This window comes from Pseudomonas sp. 273 (genome assembly GCF_029201425.1).
Taxonomy (GTDB): Bacteria; Pseudomonadota; Gammaproteobacteria; order Pseudomonadales; family Pseudomonadaceae; genus Pseudomonas; species Pseudomonas delhiensis.
Genome location: NZ_CP116775.1, coordinates 3,638,793 through 3,654,502 on the forward strand (window position 1 = coordinate 3,638,793; position 15,710 = coordinate 3,654,502).

The 15,710-nt window shown below is 70.6% G+C and carries 11 protein-coding genes; 5 read left to right on the forward strand and 6 right to left on the reverse strand.

Annotated elements, in window-relative coordinates; genetic code table 11:
• Positions 1-23: 23 nt before the first annotated feature.
• From PKO50_RS16625 to PKO50_RS16650, 6 genes are all read right to left on the reverse strand, one after another.
• A complete protein-coding gene (locus PKO50_RS16625) occupies positions 24-974 on the reverse strand; it encodes a transporter (protein ID WP_275630348.1) in 951 nt (316 codons plus the stop codon).
• Complete coding sequence (locus tag PKO50_RS16630) at positions 971-2,503, reverse strand: DUF1214 domain-containing protein (protein ID WP_275630349.1); 1,533 nt, start codon at positions 2,501-2,503, stop codon at positions 971-973. Before PKO50_RS16630 ends, PKO50_RS16625 begins: the two co-directional genes overlap by 4 nt.
• A 65-nt stretch (positions 2,504-2,568) precedes the next feature.
• Positions 2,569-3,393, reverse strand: coding sequence for an SDR family NAD(P)-dependent oxidoreductase (locus PKO50_RS16635; RefSeq protein WP_275630350.1), 825 nt, complete (start codon positions 3,391-3,393; stop codon positions 2,569-2,571).
• Entirely contained in the window at positions 3,390-4,430 is a 1,041-nt protein-coding gene (locus tag PKO50_RS16640; protein WP_089394175.1) for an NAD-dependent epimerase/dehydratase family protein, read from the reverse strand. Before PKO50_RS16640 ends, PKO50_RS16635 begins: the two co-directional genes overlap by 4 nt.
• Before the next feature lies 1 nt (position 4,431).
• Positions 4,432-4,965, reverse strand: coding sequence for a 2,4'-dihydroxyacetophenone dioxygenase family protein (locus PKO50_RS16645; RefSeq protein WP_275630351.1), 534 nt, complete (start codon positions 4,963-4,965; stop codon positions 4,432-4,434).
• A gap of 80 nt (positions 4,966-5,045) precedes the next feature.
• Positions 5,046-6,689, reverse strand: a complete 1,644-nt coding sequence (locus tag PKO50_RS16650; RefSeq protein ID WP_275630352.1) for an arylsulfatase — start codon at positions 6,687-6,689, stop codon at positions 5,046-5,048.
• 126 nt (positions 6,690-6,815) lie between these two features.
• Between PKO50_RS16650 and PKO50_RS16655 the strand changes: the two genes are divergently transcribed.
• The 5 genes from PKO50_RS16655 to PKO50_RS16675 all read left to right on the forward strand — a co-directional run bounded on the left by PKO50_RS16655 (position 6,816) and on the right by PKO50_RS16675 (position 15,619).
• A complete protein-coding gene (locus PKO50_RS16655; protein WP_275630353.1) occupies positions 6,816-7,748 on the forward strand; it encodes an AraC family transcriptional regulator ligand-binding domain-containing protein in 933 nt (310 codons plus the stop codon).
• 291 nt (positions 7,749-8,039) lie between these two features.
• Positions 8,040-11,549, forward strand: a complete 3,510-nt coding sequence (locus PKO50_RS16660; RefSeq protein WP_275630354.1) for an indolepyruvate ferredoxin oxidoreductase family protein — start codon at positions 8,040-8,042, stop codon at positions 11,547-11,549.
• Positions 11,550-11,562: 13 nt separating this feature from the next.
• Positions 11,563-12,954 (forward strand): FAD-binding oxidoreductase, encoded by a 1,392-nt coding sequence (locus tag PKO50_RS16665; RefSeq protein WP_275630355.1) that lies wholly within the window; start codon positions 11,563-11,565, stop codon positions 12,952-12,954.
• On the forward strand, positions 12,951-14,174 hold the full coding sequence (locus PKO50_RS16670) for an alpha-hydroxy acid oxidase (RefSeq protein WP_275630356.1): 1,224 nt from the start codon (positions 12,951-12,953) through the stop codon (positions 14,172-14,174). The genes PKO50_RS16665 and PKO50_RS16670 overlap by 4 nt, the downstream gene beginning before the upstream one ends.
• Complete coding sequence (locus tag PKO50_RS16675) at positions 14,171-15,619, forward strand: aldehyde dehydrogenase family protein (RefSeq protein ID WP_275630357.1); 1,449 nt, start codon at positions 14,171-14,173, stop codon at positions 15,617-15,619. The genes PKO50_RS16670 and PKO50_RS16675 overlap by 4 nt, the downstream gene beginning before the upstream one ends.
• Positions 15,620-15,710 lie beyond the last annotated feature (91 nt).

Sequence of the window (15,710 nt, forward strand, 5' to 3'; positions counted from 1 at the left end):
CTGGTGCGGCCCCCACCCGCGCGTCAGAACGAAGACAGGGGCACGGAAAGCGTCAGGTAGGCGGCGTGGCCTTCCAGGCGGTTGTAGGCGCCCTGCTCCTTGAAGGCCTTCAGCCGCAGCGACCAGGGCCGCGCGCCGGGGAAGTTCCAGGCCAGGGTCGCGCCCAGGGCCCGCGTGCGCCCGCGGAACGGCCCGAGGCTGGCGCCGCGGCCGCTGTCATCGCTGACCTGGCGGTAGTGGTAGCCGAGCAGGCCGGCGGAAAAGCGCGGGCCGAAGTGCTGTTCGGCGCTCCATTCCAGGTGCGCCTCGTTGCCGCTGCGGTAATCGGTGGCCGGGTTGGCGGCGTTGAAGGTCACGCCGGCGGCCACGGACAGGTCCAGGCCGATGGCCGGGTCGAACCAGGTCAGCGCGGCGAAGGGGTCGGCGCCCCAGTGGTGGAAGGCGACGTTGGCCAGGGCGTCTTCGTCGTAGTCACCCGCCGGTACGTTCAGCGCCACCCCGCCCTGCCAGTGGAAGTTGCCGCGGTGCCAGCCGAGCATCGCCGCCAGCACCGGGTCGCCGTAGGTGTAGTTCGAGGCATGCACGTCGGTGCCCAGACGCTGGACATGGGGCCCGGTCAGCTCGGCGTCGACGTCCAGGGCCGGGCCGCCCAGGGGCTGGCTCCAGGACAGCCCCAGGTTGCCGCCCGCCAGTTGCCAGGGCATGGACCAGAGCAGGGTCGGCATCGCCAGCCGGGTTTCGAGCTGGATGCCGGCCACCACCCGGCCGCCGACGGGGAAGTCCTTGGCCGCCCCGGCACTGCCCGCATAGCGGTAGAGGTCGTTCTGCAGGTACAGCCCCGGCGGCGGCAGCGCGCCGGCCATGGGGCCGCGGGAGCCCAGCAGGTAGAAGCCTACGCCGTTCTCCGCGGCCTGCGCCTGGCTGGCCGCCAGCAACAGGCAGCCGGCCAGGAGCTTGCGCCCGCCACGGTTCATGGCAGCAGGTGGCTGCCCATGGCCAGGCCCGCCGGTATGACGCCCGGCTGGCCGAGGCTAGCCGCGGCGGGCTCGTCCACCCGCTCGAAGTCGGGCATCTTGAAGCGCTTGTCGAACAGCGCGTCGGTGGCGCCATAGAAGCGCAGGGCCGGCAGCGGGCGCTTGCCGCCGGTGGGAATCCAGTTGGCTTCCAGGCCCTTGGGCGCCTGCGGGCCGACGTAGAGGGTGACGCTGCCGTCGGCGTTCTTCTTCATCTTGTCCAGGCCGTAGGAGTCCAGCGTGGTGCGCCCCTCCCGGGTGTAGATGAAGGCCATGGTGGCGCGGTCGTAGAGGGTCAGCGACCAGAACTGCTTCACCGGCATGTCCGCCGGCACCACCAGCTTGTAGGTGGCCCCCGCCTCCAGCGGCCGCCCCTGGTTGTCCGCCATGGCCATCAGGTAGTAGGCCGCGGGCCGCTCGGGCACCTGCCGGGGCACCAGGGTGCACCAGAAGAACGCCAGGGCGCGGCCATCGATGTCGATGCGCCCGGGGTATTCGAAGCTGAAGCCGCGGTTGGCGTCGGGCAGCAGCAGCGGCACGTACTGGCGGTCGGGCCAGTAGTAGTAATCCCTGGGCAGCTGGTCGAAGCGCTGCTGCAGGTAGAACCAGACGTCCACCACCGCCTGGCGCATGGCCCGGCGGGTCTTCTCGTCCGGCTGGTAGGGCTTGCCCTGCTCGATGCCCAGCGAAGCCAGCAGGCCGAGCATGTGCCTGTCCTGGGGGCGCGCCGGCTCGTAGGCGATGGTGTCGTGGAGCAGCCGGAAGTAGCGCTCGTCCTGGGGCAGCAGTGACGAGAAGCGCTGATCCACGGCGTCGACGAAGCGCTGCTGTGGTGGGTTGGCCGCCTGCGACAGGTAGTACATCTTCAGGCGCTTCGAGTAGGCATAGGCGTCCGCGGCGCTCTTGCCCGGCGCGCGCACCGAGCGGAAGGCGAAGACGATCCGCCGGGTCGGCGACACCACCTGGCGGTAGCCGGCCGGCACCGTGCCCTTGAAGTCGGGGCCGGTGAGCAGCAGCTTGCCGCCCTTGCCGGCGTCGATGCCCGAAGGCCCGATGTCGGCGATGGTCATCTGCCAGGCGTCCGTCACCTGGCCGTAGAGGCTGCCGTCGGGCCCTGCCGGCGGCACCTCCAGCACCACCGGCTCGCGCGCCAGGTCCGAGTAGGCGAAGACGTAGGGCGTGGAGCTGTTGGCGGTCCAGGTCTCGAACTTGGGCGTGGCCGGGCCGGACATGGCGACTATATCGTTGTCCCTGGCGCCCAGGCCGCCGAGGGTGGCCTCGCGGCCGCTCTGGGCCTGCACCGAGGGCAGCGACCAGAGCACCGCCTCGAAGGCGCGCTGGTACTTCACCTGGTAGTCGAAGTCGCTCACCGAGGGCCGCGCCCCCGCGGCGGGCTGCCCGCCGACCGGCTCCGCCGTGGCCGACTCCGCGGCCTGGCTCTGCAGCGCCATCGCCAGCAGCAACGGCATCATCAGTGTTCTACGTGGCATACGGGTCTCCCATGCAAATGCCTGTCGGTTTGCCGGCCGCGAGTCCCGCCGCAGCCGGCGCGGGTTCAGCGGCGCTCGGCGCGCAGCGCCTTGGCGAGGGTCTGGTCGGTGATCCAGCGCAACAGGCCGCTGGTCTTGCGCGCCATCGCCCGCAGCAGCCTGGCCCGTAGGCCCGGGGTGATCATGAACTGGCGCCGGCGCAGGCCATCGAGGATGCCGGCCACCGCCTCCTCCACCGTCAGCACCCCGGCGGTGGCATTGAGCGCCTCGGTGACCTTGCTGCCATGCTGGCGCTCGTAGGTCAGCAGGGGCGTGGCGATCTCCCCGGGGCACACCACCGACACGTCGATGCCGCGCGGCTTCTGCTCCAGGCGCAGGACCTCGGCCAGGCCCACCACGCCGAACTTGGAGGCGCTGTAGGCGGCCTGGGTGTAGCCGCCGATGATCCCGGCCAGCGAAGCCACCAGCACCAGGTGGCCGCCGCGGGGCATGTGCCGCAGCACGCCGGCGGCGAAGTTGCGGCTGCCGATCAGGTTGATGCGCACCACCAGCTCGAAGGTTTCCGCCGGCAGCTCGGTGAACAGCGCGGTGCGCAGGATGCCCGCCGAGTTGAAGGCGAAGTCCGGCACGCCCAGCCTGGCCACGGCGGCCTCCACCGCCGTGTCGACCTCCACGGCCTGGGTGATGTCGACGACGAACGTCTCCACCTGCTGCTGCGGCTGCCGGCACAGGGCGCGCAGCTCGTCGAGCACCCGCGGCTCCAGGCGCAGGTCGAACAGCGCCAGGCTCGCGCCCTCGGCCGCCAGGGCCTTGGCGATCTGCAGGCCGATGCCGCTGCCGGCGCCGGAGACGAAGGCGACCCGCGGGGCGCCGTGGTTCCACTGACTCATGCTCGACTCTCCAGCCTTGCCGTTGCGCTTGCGGCACCCGCCGGCGCCTGTTGCTGTGTGCGGAAGTGTTCGGCCAGCTCGGCCATGGCCGCCTCGAAGCTCACCGGCGGCCGGTAGCCCAGCAGGCGCCTGGCCTTGTCGGTGGCGAACTCGTTGGGCCCGCCCATCAGGCGGAAGGTCTGGCGCGTCAGGTGCGGGCGCTGCGCCTGCTTGCGCAGGTGCCCCCACCATTCCAGGGCGCTGGCCATGAAGCGCGCCAGCCAGTTCGGCAGGCTTTTCGGCGGCGGCGTGCCGGCGGCCCTGGCCAGGGCCTCCAGGTAGGTCTTCCAGGTCACGCCGAAGCCGTCGGCGGCGATGAACACCTCGCCGTGCACGTACTCCGAGCGCGCGCAAGCGAGCAGGATCTCCACCAGGTTGTCGACGTGCACCAGGCCGGCGTCCCACTTGCCGGAGCCCAGCAGGCAGGGCGCGCCTTCGCGCAGCACCTGCACCAGCGAATTCACCCAGGGCAGGCTGCCGACGCCGAAGACGTTGGCCGGCCGCACGATGGTGGCCTTGAGCCCGCGCCTGACGCCCTCGCGGGTGACGCGCTCCTGCTCCTGCTTGCAGAACTCGTAGGCCGACGAGGGCACGCCCACCGGGCTGTCCTCGTCCAGCCGGCCCCTGGCCAGGGCGCTGGCGAAGGCGCAGACGCTGGTGGTCACCACGAAGTGCGCGCCCCAGCCCAGGGCCAGCTCGATGGCATGCTCGGTGCCCTTGACGGTCACCTCCACGTGGGACTGGGTGCTACCCCAGTCGCTGACCACCGCGGCCAGGTGGAAGACGGCATCCACCGGCCCGATCTGCTCGCGCAGCGCCAGCAGCCGGCGCACGTCGCCGACCACCACCCGCACCCTGTCGCCCCACTCCGCCGGCACCGGCTCGCCCGGCATCATCAGGGCGACCACGGCGACCTGCTCGGCCAGCAGCCGGCGCACCAGGTGGCGGCCGATGAAGCCGCCGGCGCCGGTCACGAACGCACTGTTCAGCGCTGCCATGTCACTCACCGAGGACGATCAGCTTGTCGCAGCTCTTGCCCTCGGCCGCGCACAGGGCGCGGTAGACGGTCAGGGCCGTCTTGGCGTCGAGGATGCGTACCACGTCGCCCTTCTCGTCGATGTCGACGTTGCTGCCGAAGATGGCGAACCAGACGTCGGCGACCTCGGTGGCGTCCTCGGCCACGCACAGGGTGTGCAGCGAGTGCGCCGGCTCGTAGAGGTAGGAGCCGGCCTTGTTCACCTTGTCCGGGTATTCCCGGTAGAACCATTCGCCCTGCAGGGTGACCGCGAACACCGGGCCGGTGTGGTAGTGGGTGTCGACGCCGAAGCCGGGGCTCATGCGGGTGCGGTTGATCCACAGGTTCTGGTTCAGGTCCACGTGCAGCAGCTGGATGGTGGAACCGTCGGGCAGGCTGACCCAGGGCAGGTCGTCCTCCAGCAGCAGGATCGCCTCGCGGGCATGGTCGCGGGACACCACGGGGGCGTTCTGCATGGCGGCGAAGACCTGCATCGCGGCGGGGCTGAGCTGACTCATCGGGAAACTCCAATCTTGTTGTTCTGGGCGCGGCGGGCGCGCGGGGGATGCGGCGGCCGGGCGTCCGGCCGCCGCAGGGTTCACTTCTCGGCCTGTCTGAGGATCTGTTCCTTGAGCTGGTCGAAGCTCAGCGACACGCCCTTCTGCGCCGGCGGGAAGTCCTTGAAGGTCCGCAGGTGCGCGACTATCGCGTCGGTCATCTGGTGGAACACGTAGCTCTTCTTCTGCAGCAGGTTGGCGCGCGGGCCCGGCGCCTGTTCGTAGCTCTCGAAGGGGTCCTGGCGGATGTTGAACAGCCAGGGCATCTCCAGGGTGGTGGTGGCGCCGTAGTAGCCGTCGCGGGTGTAGAAGTGGGCCTTCCACTGGTTCAGGCGCACGGCCTGCAGGCGGCTCTCGGCGTAGTAGAAGATTTCGTGGCGCGCCGACTGCCCGGCCTTGCCTTCCCAGTAGGCCAGGTTGTCGACGCCGTCGATGTAGTTCTTCTTCACCACGCCGGTGCCGAAGTCGTCGCCCTTGGCCAGGCGCTCGCGCACGTCGGTGGCGCCGGCGGCCACCGCCAGGGTGGTGAACAGGTCCTCGTGGGACTGGATGCCGTTGAGCTCCTCGCCCGCCGGGATGTGCCCCGGCCAGCGGACCATCATCGGCACGCGCACGCCGCCTTCCCAGGTGGTCATCTTGGTGCTGCGGTACGGCGTGGTGGCGCCGAAGGGATAGGTCTCGTGCTCCGGGCCGTTGTCGGTGGTGTAGATGACGATGGTGTCGTCGGCGATGCCCAGGTCGTCGAGCTTCTTCAGCACGCTGCCGACGTCCTCGTCGTGCTGCAGCATGCCGGCGCAGTGCTCGTCCTCGCCGCTGGTGAACTGCTTGCACTGCTGCAGGTATTTGTCGGGCGTGTGGGTGAACACGTGCATGCGCGTGGTGTTGATCCAGGCGAAGAACGGCTTCTTCTCGGCCACGGCCTTGTCCATGAACCTGAACGAGGCCTGGATCAGCTCCTGGTCGACGGTCTCCATGCGCTTGCGCGTCAGCGGGCCGGTGTCCTCGCAGCGCTGCCGGCCCCACTTGCCGAAGCGCGGGTCGTCGCCGGGCTGCTCGGCGTCGGTGGCAAAGCAGTGCAGCACGCCGCGCGGGCCATAGCGCTTCTTGAAGTCGGGGTCGGCGGGGTAGTCGATGTCCTCCGGCTCTTCCTCGGTGTTGAGGTGGTAGAGGTTGCCGAAGAACTCGTCGAAACCGTGCACCGTCGGCAGGTGTTCGTTGCGGTCGCCCAGGTGGTTCTTGCCGAACTGGCCACTGGTGTAGCCCTGGGGCTTGAGCACCTCGGCCAGGGTCACGGTCTGCGGCTTCAGGCCGAGCATGCCGCCGGGCTGGCCGACCGTGGTCATCCCCGAGCGGATCGGCAGCTGGCCGGTGATGAAGGCCGCGCGCCCGGCGGTGCAACTGGGCTGGGCGTAGTGGTCGCTGAAGATGGCGCCACCCTTGGCGATGCTGTCGATGTTCGGCGTGCGGTAACCCATGGCGCCGCGGCTGTAGGCGCTGAGGTTCCACAGGCCGACGTCGTCGCCGAAGATCACCACGATGTTCGGCTTGTCCGCCGCGGCCGCCGGCAGTGCAGGCAGCAGAGCAGACAGCGCCAGGCCCAGCAGGGCCCGCATCAGCGGGCGACGGCGCCTGGCCGGGGACGAGGGCGCGGCACCGTGCTGCGGGCGAGTAGGCATCTCGGTCATTGTTTGATTCTCGTTATATGATCGGGCGATCGACGGCGCCGCGTCTCGGCACGGCTCTGTCGGGCACATGAAACGGCAACAGGGGCCAGGCGAGACATGTCCGAAAGGGACAAAAATCAGACAAAAGTGGCCAGCGCCGCCGTCCGCAAACGCCACCGCGGCGCCATGGGCCGGGTGCTGGCGCGCTTCCTCGGCGAGCAATGCGACGTGCTGGAATTCGACCTGCCCGGGCTGGAGCAGCTGTGGGAGCGCGCGAGCCGCGTCGACCCGGCCATCGGCCTGCACCTGTTCGGCCGGTTCGCCCCCGGCGATCGCTTCGTGCTGGTCCACCTCGCCCTGTGCAGCGCCACCGTCGGCGAGGCCCTGCGCCACTGGCAGCGTTTCGCCCGGCTGGGCTCGGACCTGGACCGCCTGCACATCCGCGAGGAAGACGGCCAACTGATCCTCGAAGTGCGCATCGAGGGCTCCGAACGCCTGCGCCGGCCCTACTGCGAGCACGCGCTGGTGATGACCATGACGCAGCTGCGCGAAGGCTGCGTGGAGCCGGTGCTGCCGCTACGCGCCGAGTTCGACTACCCGCGGCCGCCCTACCACGCCGAGTACCGCGAGTGGTTCGGGCCCCACCTGCGCTTCGCCAGCGAGCACAGCCGCCTGGTGTTCGACAGGCGCGTGCTCGACATCCCCATGCGCGGCCACCACCCGGTGGTGGCGGAGCTGATCGTCAGCGGCCTGGAACAGCGCCTGGCGCGCCTGCAGCAGTTCAGCGGGCCCGCCGCCAGGGTCGCGCAGCACATCCGCCACGAGCTGGAAAGCGGCATGCCGCCCAGCCTGGAAAGCGCCGCCGCGGCCCTGCACCTGACCCCGCGGACCCTGCGCCGGCACCTGCAGGAACAGGACCTGGGCTACCGCCAGGTGCTGGCCGCGGTGCGCCTGGAACAGGAGCAGTACCTGGAGTTGCAGGGCCTGGGCCGCGAACAGATCGCCGAGCACCTGGGCTACGCCGACAGCGCCGCCTACCTGCGCGCGCGCAAGCGCTGGCAGGAACACAAGGGCAGCTGAGGCCCCGCCACCTCGCCCCTGCCCGCCGGGCGGCGGCGCACCGATCGCCCAGCGTCCAGGGGGTTGGCCAGCGGCCCCTGGAGCGGCCTTCCCGATACCCCGAAAGGGGTAGCCACGCCTGCCTCTTCCGCGCCTTCGCAGCGCAAATCCCGGACAGTCCCCCACGACATCCCGCTCCACCATCTTCCGTGATCGTGACGTGAGCCGGCGCCGCGCGAACGCCTTCGCAGCGGCCACGGGCAGCACCGAAACGAAAGGGAAGCGACAGAACAAGAATAAGCAGGAGTCCTGATGAACGCCCCTCTACCCCACCAGAGCGTCACGCTCGACGACAAGTTCGAAACCCGGGAAGGCTGGATCTACCTCACCGGCACCCAGGCCCTGGCCCGCCTGCCATTGCAGCAGCGCTGGCGCGACCAGGCCGCGGGCCTGAACACCGGCGGCTTCATCTCCGGCTACCGCGGCTCGCCGCTGGGCCGCTACGACATGGAGCTGTGGGCCCAGCAGGCACGCCTGGAAGCCAACAACATCCACTTCATGCCGGGGGTCAACGAGGACCTGGCGGCCACCGCGGTCTGGGGCTCGCAGTACGTGGGCCTGCTGCCCGGCTCGAAGGTGGACGGGGTGTTCGGCATCTGGTACGGCAAGGGGCCGGGCACCGACCGCAGCGCCGACGCCATGCGTCACCTGGGCAGCGCAGGCACCAACAGGCACGGCGGCGTGCTGGCCATCGCCGGCGACGACCACGGTGTCAAGTCCTCGTCGGTGATCAACTTCTCCGACCCGATCTTCATCGCCGCCGGCCTGCCGATACTCTACCCGTCCAACACCCAGGAGCTGCTCGACCTGGGCCTGCACGGCTTCGCCATGAGCCGCTTCTGCGGCTGCGCCGTGGGCTTCAAGGTGCACAACGACGTGGTCGAGGGCGGCGGCTCGGTGCGCGTCGGCCCCGACTCGCCGCGCATCGTCCTGCCCGAGCTGCAGGTCGCCCCGCACCTGGGGCCCCAGGGCCTGAACATCCGCACCTTCGACATCCCGCTGATGGGCGAGGAGCGCCTGGTCAACCACCGGCTGCCGGCGGCCGTGGCCTACGCCCGCGCCAACCGGCTCAACCATCTGCTGCAGGAGGTGCCCGGCGCCCGGCTCGGCGTGCTGTCGGCCGGCAAGTCGTACCAGGACGTGCTGCAGGCCCTGGCCGGGATGGGCCTGGACGAGGCGCGCCAGCGCGAACTGGGCCTGCGCATCGGCAAGGCCGGGCTGATCTGGCCGCTGGACCCGCAGTTCGTGCGCGAATTCGCCGACGGGCTGGACGCCATCCTGGTGGTCGAGGAAAAGCGCGGCATCCTCGAAGACCAGGTCAAGGGCATCCTCTACGACCTGGCGCTGCCCAACCACCCGCGCGTGGCCGGCAAGTACGAGGCGGCCCAGGCCTTCGCGCCCGGGCATGGCGAGGCGGTGCTGCAGGGCTGGGGCGAGCTGTCGCCGACGCAGATCATGCACGCCATCCACGCCCGGCTGCGCAAGCTGCACCCCGACCTTCCCGATATGGCGCTGCCGCCGGCCACCCACAAGCTGCCGGGCCTGCCCGAGCCGGCCTCGCCCAACCGCAACCCCGGCTTCTGCTCGGGCTGCCCGCACAACCGCTCGACCCAGGTGCCTGACGGCTCGCGGGCCATGGTCGGCATCGGCTGCCACGCCATGGCCGTGCTGCACGACCCGCTCAAGACGCCGCCGATGTTCACCCAGATGGGCGGCGAAGGCATGCACTGGCTCGGCCAGCACCGCTTCACCGGGGAGAAGCACGTATTCGTCAACATCGGCGACGGCACCTACTTCCACTCGGGCTTCCTGGCCATCCGCCAGGCCATCGCGGCCAAGGCCAACATGACCTACAAGGTGCTGTTCAACGGCTTCGTCTCCATGACCGGCGGCCAGCCCATCGACGGCGAGCTGTCGGTGCCGCAGGTGGTCACCGAGCTGATGGCCGAGGGCGTCCGGCACATCTTCGTGCTGACCGACGACCTGGCCAAGCACCCCGCCGGCAGCCTGCCAGCCGGCGTGCCGCTGCTGCCGCGCACCGAGCTCGACGCGGTGATGCTGCGCTGCCGCGGCATCGAAGGGGTGTCGGTGATCGTCTACGACCAGCCCTGCGCCACCGAGCGCCGGCGCCTGCGCAAACGCGGCAAGTGGGCCGACCCGGACAAGCGCACTTTCATCAACGCGGCCGTATGCGAGGGCTGCGGCGACTGCTCCAGGGCCTCCAACTGCCTGTCCATCGAACCGCTGGAAACCCCCTTCGGGCGCAAGCGCAGGATCAACCAGAGCTCGTGCAACAAGGATTACTCCTGCGTCGAGGGCTTCTGCCCGAGCTTCGTCACCGTGCACGGCGGCAAGCTGCGCAAGGCCAGGACCTCGGGCGTGGGCGCGGCGGACTTCCCGGCCATCCCGGACCCGGCGCTGCCGGCGCTCACCCGTGATTTCTCGCTGCTGATCACCGGCGTCGGCGGCACCGGCGTGGTCACCATCGGCCAGGTGCTCGGCATGGCCGCGCATATAGAGGGGCTGGCGGTCTCGGTGCTGGATGTCACGGGGCTGGCGCAGAAGTACGGCGCCGTGATGTCCCACGTGCGCATCGCCACCGATGCGCAGCGGCTGCATGCCACCCGCATCGCCACCGCCGAGGCCGACACCATTGTGGGCTGCGACCTGGTGGTGACCGCCGGCGACGAGGCGCTGCTGCGCATACGCCCGGGCCGCACGCGGGTGATAGTGGCGAGCGACCTGGTGCCCACCAGCGACTTCGCGCGCAACCCCGACTGGCAGATGGATGCCGGCGCGCTGCTCGAACGCATCCGCCAGCGCTGTGGCGACGGCCAGCTGCTCGCCATGGAAGGCCTGCGCATCGCCGCGCAGCTGATGGGCGACAGCATCGCCGCCAACATGTTCATGCTCGGCGCGGCCTGGCAGCTGGGCAGCGTGCCGCTGTCCCACGCGGCCATCCTGCGCGCGCTGGAACTCAACGCCGTGCAGGTCGACTTCAACAAGGCGAGCTTCCTCTGGGGCCGCCGCGCGGCGGTCGACCTGCAGGCGGTGGAAAAGACCGCCTGCGCCGGCAGCCCGGTTGCGCCCGCGCCACGCATCGACATGTCGCTCGAAGCCATCGTCCAGCGCTCCATGGCCTACCTGGCCGACTACCAGAACCAGGCCTATGCCCGCCGCTACAAGGCACTGGTGGACCGGGCCCGCGCCGCCGAGCGCGAGCGCAACCTGGGCGAGCGCTTCAGCACGGCGGTGGCGCGCTACTACTTCAAGCTGCTGGCGATCAAGGACGAATTCGAAGTCGCGCGCCTGTACGCATCCGGCAGCTTCAGGCAGGAACTCGATGCGGTGTTCGAAGGCGACTACAAGGTCCACTTCAACGTCGGCGCCTGGCCCTTCGGCGGCCTGGACAAGGACGGCAAGCCGTACAAGAAGGAAGTCGGGCCCTGGCTGCTGAAGGCCTTCGGCCTGCTCAAGCACTGCAAGGGCCTGCGCGGCACCCTTCTCGACCCCTTCCGCAACGGCGCCGAACGCCGGCTGGCGTTGCGCCTGCTGGCCGAGTACGAGCGGGAGATCGACGGGCTGATCGCCAGGCTCGACGCCGGCAACCTCGACGCCGCGGTCGCCCTGGCCTCGCTGCCGGAGAAGATCCGTGGCTATGGCCACGTGCGCCAGCGCCACGTCGAGCAGGTGGAAAAGGAACGCGCGCAGCTCGAGGCCTCGCTGCGCGACATCGCCCGAGCGCCAGCCGCTCCCCGCTAGCAGAGGATTGCATATGGACCCCATCGTCGAGGCGCTGCGCGCCATCGTCGGCGACAACGGCGTGCTCTGCGCGGCCGATCTCGCCAGCCGTTCAGCCGGCGCCTTGCGCGCCGACAACCTGCGGGCGCGGGCGCTGGTGCGCCCGGCCAGCACCGAGGAAGTCGCCGCCGTGCTGCGCTGGTGCCACCAGCGACGCCTGCCGGTGGTGCCCCAGGGTGGCCTGACCGGCCTGGTGCGCGGCGCCGATGCCGGGCCCGGCGAGATCATCCTGTCGCTGGAGCGCATGCGCGCCATCGAGGCCATCGACCCGCAACAGCGCACCGCCACGGTACAGGCCGGCGTCACCCTGCAGGCCCTGCAGGAAGCCGTGGAGGCACAGGGCCTGGTCTATCCGCTGGACCTTGGGGCGCGCGGCAGCGCCACGCTGGGCGGCACCGCTGCCACCAACGCCGGCGGCACCCGTGTGCTGCGCTACGGCATGACCCGCGACATGGTGCTGGGGCTGGAGGCCGTGCTGGCCGACGGCACCGTGGTGTCCGCCCTGCACCCGCTGATCAAGAACAACACCGGCTACGACCTCAAGCAGCTGTTCATCGGCAGCGAAGGCACCCTGGGGGTGATCACCCGCCTGGTGCTGCGCCTGCGCGAGAAGCCGCTGGCCACTCACACCGCGCTGCTGGCGGCGCCGGGCTTCGACGCCGTGGCCGGCCTGCTGCGCCACCTGGACCGCGCGCTGGGCGGCGCGCTGTCGTCGTTCGAGGTGATGTGGCAGTCCTTCTACCGGCTGGTGACCACGCCGCCGGCCAGGAGCCTGCCGCCGCTGGGCCAGGAACATCCCTTCTACGTGCTGGTCGAGGCCCAGGGGGCCCACCGCGAAGCCGATGGCCAGCGCTTCGAGGCCGCGCTCGAGACGGCCCTGGCGCAAGGGCTGCTGAGCGACGCGGTGCTCGCCCGCTCCGATGCCGACGCGCAGGCCTTCTGGGCGCTGCGCGACGACGTGGAACAGGTGATGCAGCACGGCACGCCGCTGGGCTTCGACATCTCGCTGCCGATCGCCGCGATGGACGGCTACGTGCGCCAGGTGCAGCAGCTGCTGCTCGCGGAAACCAGGGCGCAGCTCTACGTGTTCGGCCACCTGGGCGACGGCAACCTGCACCTGGTCGTCACCCTGCCCCACGCCGACCTGGCGCGGCTCAAGCCGCGCATCGAGGCGCTGGTCTATGCGGAACTGCGGGCGCGCGGCGGCTCGGTGTCGGCCGAGCACGGCATCGGGCTGGAGAAGAAACCCTGGCTGTCGATCACCCGCAGCCCGCAGGAACGCGCGCTGATGGGCGCGATCAAGCGCACGCTGGACCCCAGCGGCATCCTCAACCCGGGCAAGCTGCTCGATGGCGGTGCGCCATGACCTGCATCACCTGCATCGAGGACCTGCGTGCCCTGGCGCAGCGCCGCGTGCCGCGCATGTTCTACGACTACGCCGACTCGGGCTCGTGGACCGAGAGCACCTACCGCGCCAACGAGGCCGACCTGCGGCAGTTGCTGCTGCGCCAGCGCGTGGCCATCGACATCGACCGGCGCAGCACCGCCACCACGCTGCTCGGCCAGCGCCTGTCCATGCCGGTCGCGCTCGCCCCGGTGGGCGCGCTGGGCATGCAGCACGCCGACGGCGAAATCCTCGCGGCCCGTGCGGCACGCGCCTTCGGCGTGCCCTTCACGCTGTCCACCATGGGCATCTGCTCCATCGAGGACGTGGCCGAGCAGGTCGGCCAGGGCTTCTGGTTCCAGCTCTACGTGATGCGCGACCGCGCCTTCGCCCGGCGCCTGGTCGAACGCGCCCGGGCCGCCGGCTGCACGGCGCTGGTGCTGACCCTGGACCTGTCGCTGGTGGGGCAGCGCCACAAGGACCTGAAGAATGGCCTGACCGACCCCTCGCGCATGAACCTGCGCCAGTTGCTCGACGTGGCCATGCACCCGCGCTGGGCGCTGGGCATGGCCGGCACGCCGCGGCGGGCGTTCGGCAACGTGGTCGGCCACGCGCCCGGCATCGACAGCATGGCCGACATGGCGCGCTGGCGCGGCGGCGAACTCGACCCATCGCTGAACTGGGCCGACGTCGCCGAAATCCGTCGCTGGTGGGATGGCCCGCTGCTGCTCAAGGGCATCCAGGACGTGGACGACGCCCGCAGCGCCGTGGCCCACGGCGCCGACGCCATCGTGGTCAGCAACCACGGCGGACGCCAGCTCGACGGCACCCAGTCGAGCATCCGCGCGCTGCCGCCCATCGTCGAAGCGGTGGGCACGCAGACTGAGGTATGGATGGACGGCGGCATCCGCAGCGGCCAGGACGTGCTCCGCGCGCGTGCCCTGGGCGCGCGCGGCTGCCTGCTCGGCCGCGCCTTCGTCTACGGCCTGGGCGCGCTCGGCGAGGCCGGCGTGACCCGCGCGCTGGAGATCATCCACAACGAACTGAGCCTGAGCATGGCCTTCTGCGGCCATACCGACATCGAATCCGTCGGCCCGAGCATATTGCTGCCCCCCTTCCCCTGGCCGGGGGCCAGCGCCCATCCGCACGGCCCGGTCCGTCCAGGGCGGGACGCGCGGCTACCCACTGGAGACCTATCATGAACACGCAAACCCCCATCCAGCGCCTGGAGCGCCTGTTCGCGCTGCAGAAGGCGGCCTTCGCCCAGGACATGTTCCCCAGCGCCGAGACGCGCATCGAGCGCATGTCGCGCATCGTGCCAATGCTGTACCAGTACCGCGCCAGGATCCACGAGGCGCTGGCGGCGGACTTCGGCAGCCATCCGGGCGCGGCGGCGGACCTCACCGAAATCCTGCCGATGATCGAGCGCGTGCGCTTCGACTGCGCCCACGTCCATGAATGGATGAAGCCCATCGCCAAGCCCGTCGACCCCGCCACCCAGGGCGAGTCGCTGGCCTACGTGCAGTACAGCCCCAAGGGCGTGGTCTGCAACATGGCGGCGTGGAACTTCCCGTTCGATGTCGGCATCGGCCCGCTCGTCGACATGCTGGGCGCCGGCAACCGGGTGATCCTCAAGCCCTCGGACCTCACGCCCCACAGCGGCGCCCTGCTGCAGGAAATGTTCGCGGCCTACTTCGCCGAGGACGAGGTCGCCGTGGTCAACGGCGACCTGGCGCTGGCCCGGCACTGCGCCACGCTGCCCTGGGACCACCTGCTGTTCACCGGCGGCACGGCGGTGGGCCGCGAGATCATGAAGCGCTGCGCCGAGAACCTGGTGCCGGTCACCCTCGAACTGGGCGGGCGCAACCCCACCATCGTCGGCCGCGACAAGCTCGACGACGCGCAGACGCTGGCGACCATCGCCGGCATCAAGGCCATCAAGCGCGGCCAGCTGTGCATCACCGTCGACCACCTGCTGGTGCCCGAGGACGGCCTGCAGGACTTCGTGAACGCCCTTGGCGAGGCGATGCACAACAGCTTCGGCCACGACAACGGCGCCAGCAGCGCCAGCGGCATCATCAGCCAGCGCCACGTCGAGCGCCTGCAACGCCTGCTGGAGGACGCGCAGGGCAAGAGCGACCGGGTGATCCGCATTGGCCGCGAGATGGATGCCGGCGCCCGCGACATGCCCTTCCACATCGTGGTCAACCCGCGCGACGACGCCCAGGTGGTGCGCGAGGAAATCTTCGGCCCGATCCTGCCGGTGCAGACCTACAGGGACACCGACGACCTGGTCGCGCGCATCAACCGGGGCGACACGCCGCTGGGCATCTACCTGTTCAGCGACGACCCGGCGCTGCGCCAGGCGATCGCCACGCGCACCCGCTCCGGCGGCGTGTGCTTCAACATCGCCGTGATGCAGGGCGCGCTGGCTTCCATGGGCTTCGGCGGGGTGGGCGCCAGCGGCATGGGCCGGCACCACGGCGAGGAAGGCTTCCGCGAGTTCTCCAACCCACGCGGCTTCTACGAGCGCCGCGTGGGCGGCAGCTTCGAGCTGATCACACCGCCCTACGGCGCCGCCACGCGCCAGTTGATCGACACGGTGGCCTACCCGCAGGTGGCGGCCGCGCTGGGGCTCGAACCCTGACCCGCGCTTCGCGCCCTGCCTGACGGCCGGTGCCCTGGCGGCCTGCCGCCGGGGCACTGTCCTGCATGGCGAGCCTCGCCCGAAACGCGCC

What these genes read in the sequence shown, in the direction of transcription:
- PKO50_RS16645 (WP_275630351.1), bottom strand. Translation starts at nt 4,965, where the DNA reads ATGAGTCAGCTCAGCCCCGCCGCGATGCAGGTCTTCGCCGCCATGCAG.
- PKO50_RS16665 (WP_275630355.1), top strand. Translation starts at nt 11,563, where the DNA reads ATGGACCCCATCGTCGAGGCGCTGCGCGCCATCGTCGGCGACAACGGC.
- PKO50_RS16670 (WP_275630356.1), top strand. Translation starts at nt 12,951, where the DNA reads ATGACCTGCATCACCTGCATCGAGGACCTGCGTGCCCTGGCGCAGCGC.
- PKO50_RS16635 (WP_275630350.1), bottom strand. Translation starts at nt 3,393, where the DNA reads ATGAGTCAGTGGAACCACGGCGCCCCGCGGGTCGCCTTCGTCTCCGGC.
- PKO50_RS16640 (WP_089394175.1), bottom strand. Translation starts at nt 4,430, where the DNA reads ATGGCAGCGCTGAACAGTGCGTTCGTGACCGGCGCCGGCGGCTTCATC.
- PKO50_RS16625 (WP_275630348.1), bottom strand. Translation starts at nt 974, where the DNA reads ATGAACCGTGGCGGGCGCAAGCTCCTGGCCGGCTGCCTGTTGCTGGCG.
- PKO50_RS16660 (WP_275630354.1), top strand. Translation starts at nt 8,040, where the DNA reads ATGAACGCCCCTCTACCCCACCAGAGCGTCACGCTCGACGACAAGTTC.
- PKO50_RS16650 (WP_275630352.1), bottom strand. Translation starts at nt 6,689, where the DNA reads ATGACCGAGATGCCTACTCGCCCGCAGCACGGTGCCGCGCCCTCGTCC.
- PKO50_RS16675 (WP_275630357.1), top strand. Translation starts at nt 14,171, where the DNA reads ATGAACACGCAAACCCCCATCCAGCGCCTGGAGCGCCTGTTCGCGCTG.
- PKO50_RS16630 (WP_275630349.1), bottom strand. Translation starts at nt 2,503, where the DNA reads ATGCCACGTAGAACACTGATGATGCCGTTGCTGCTGGCGATGGCGCTG.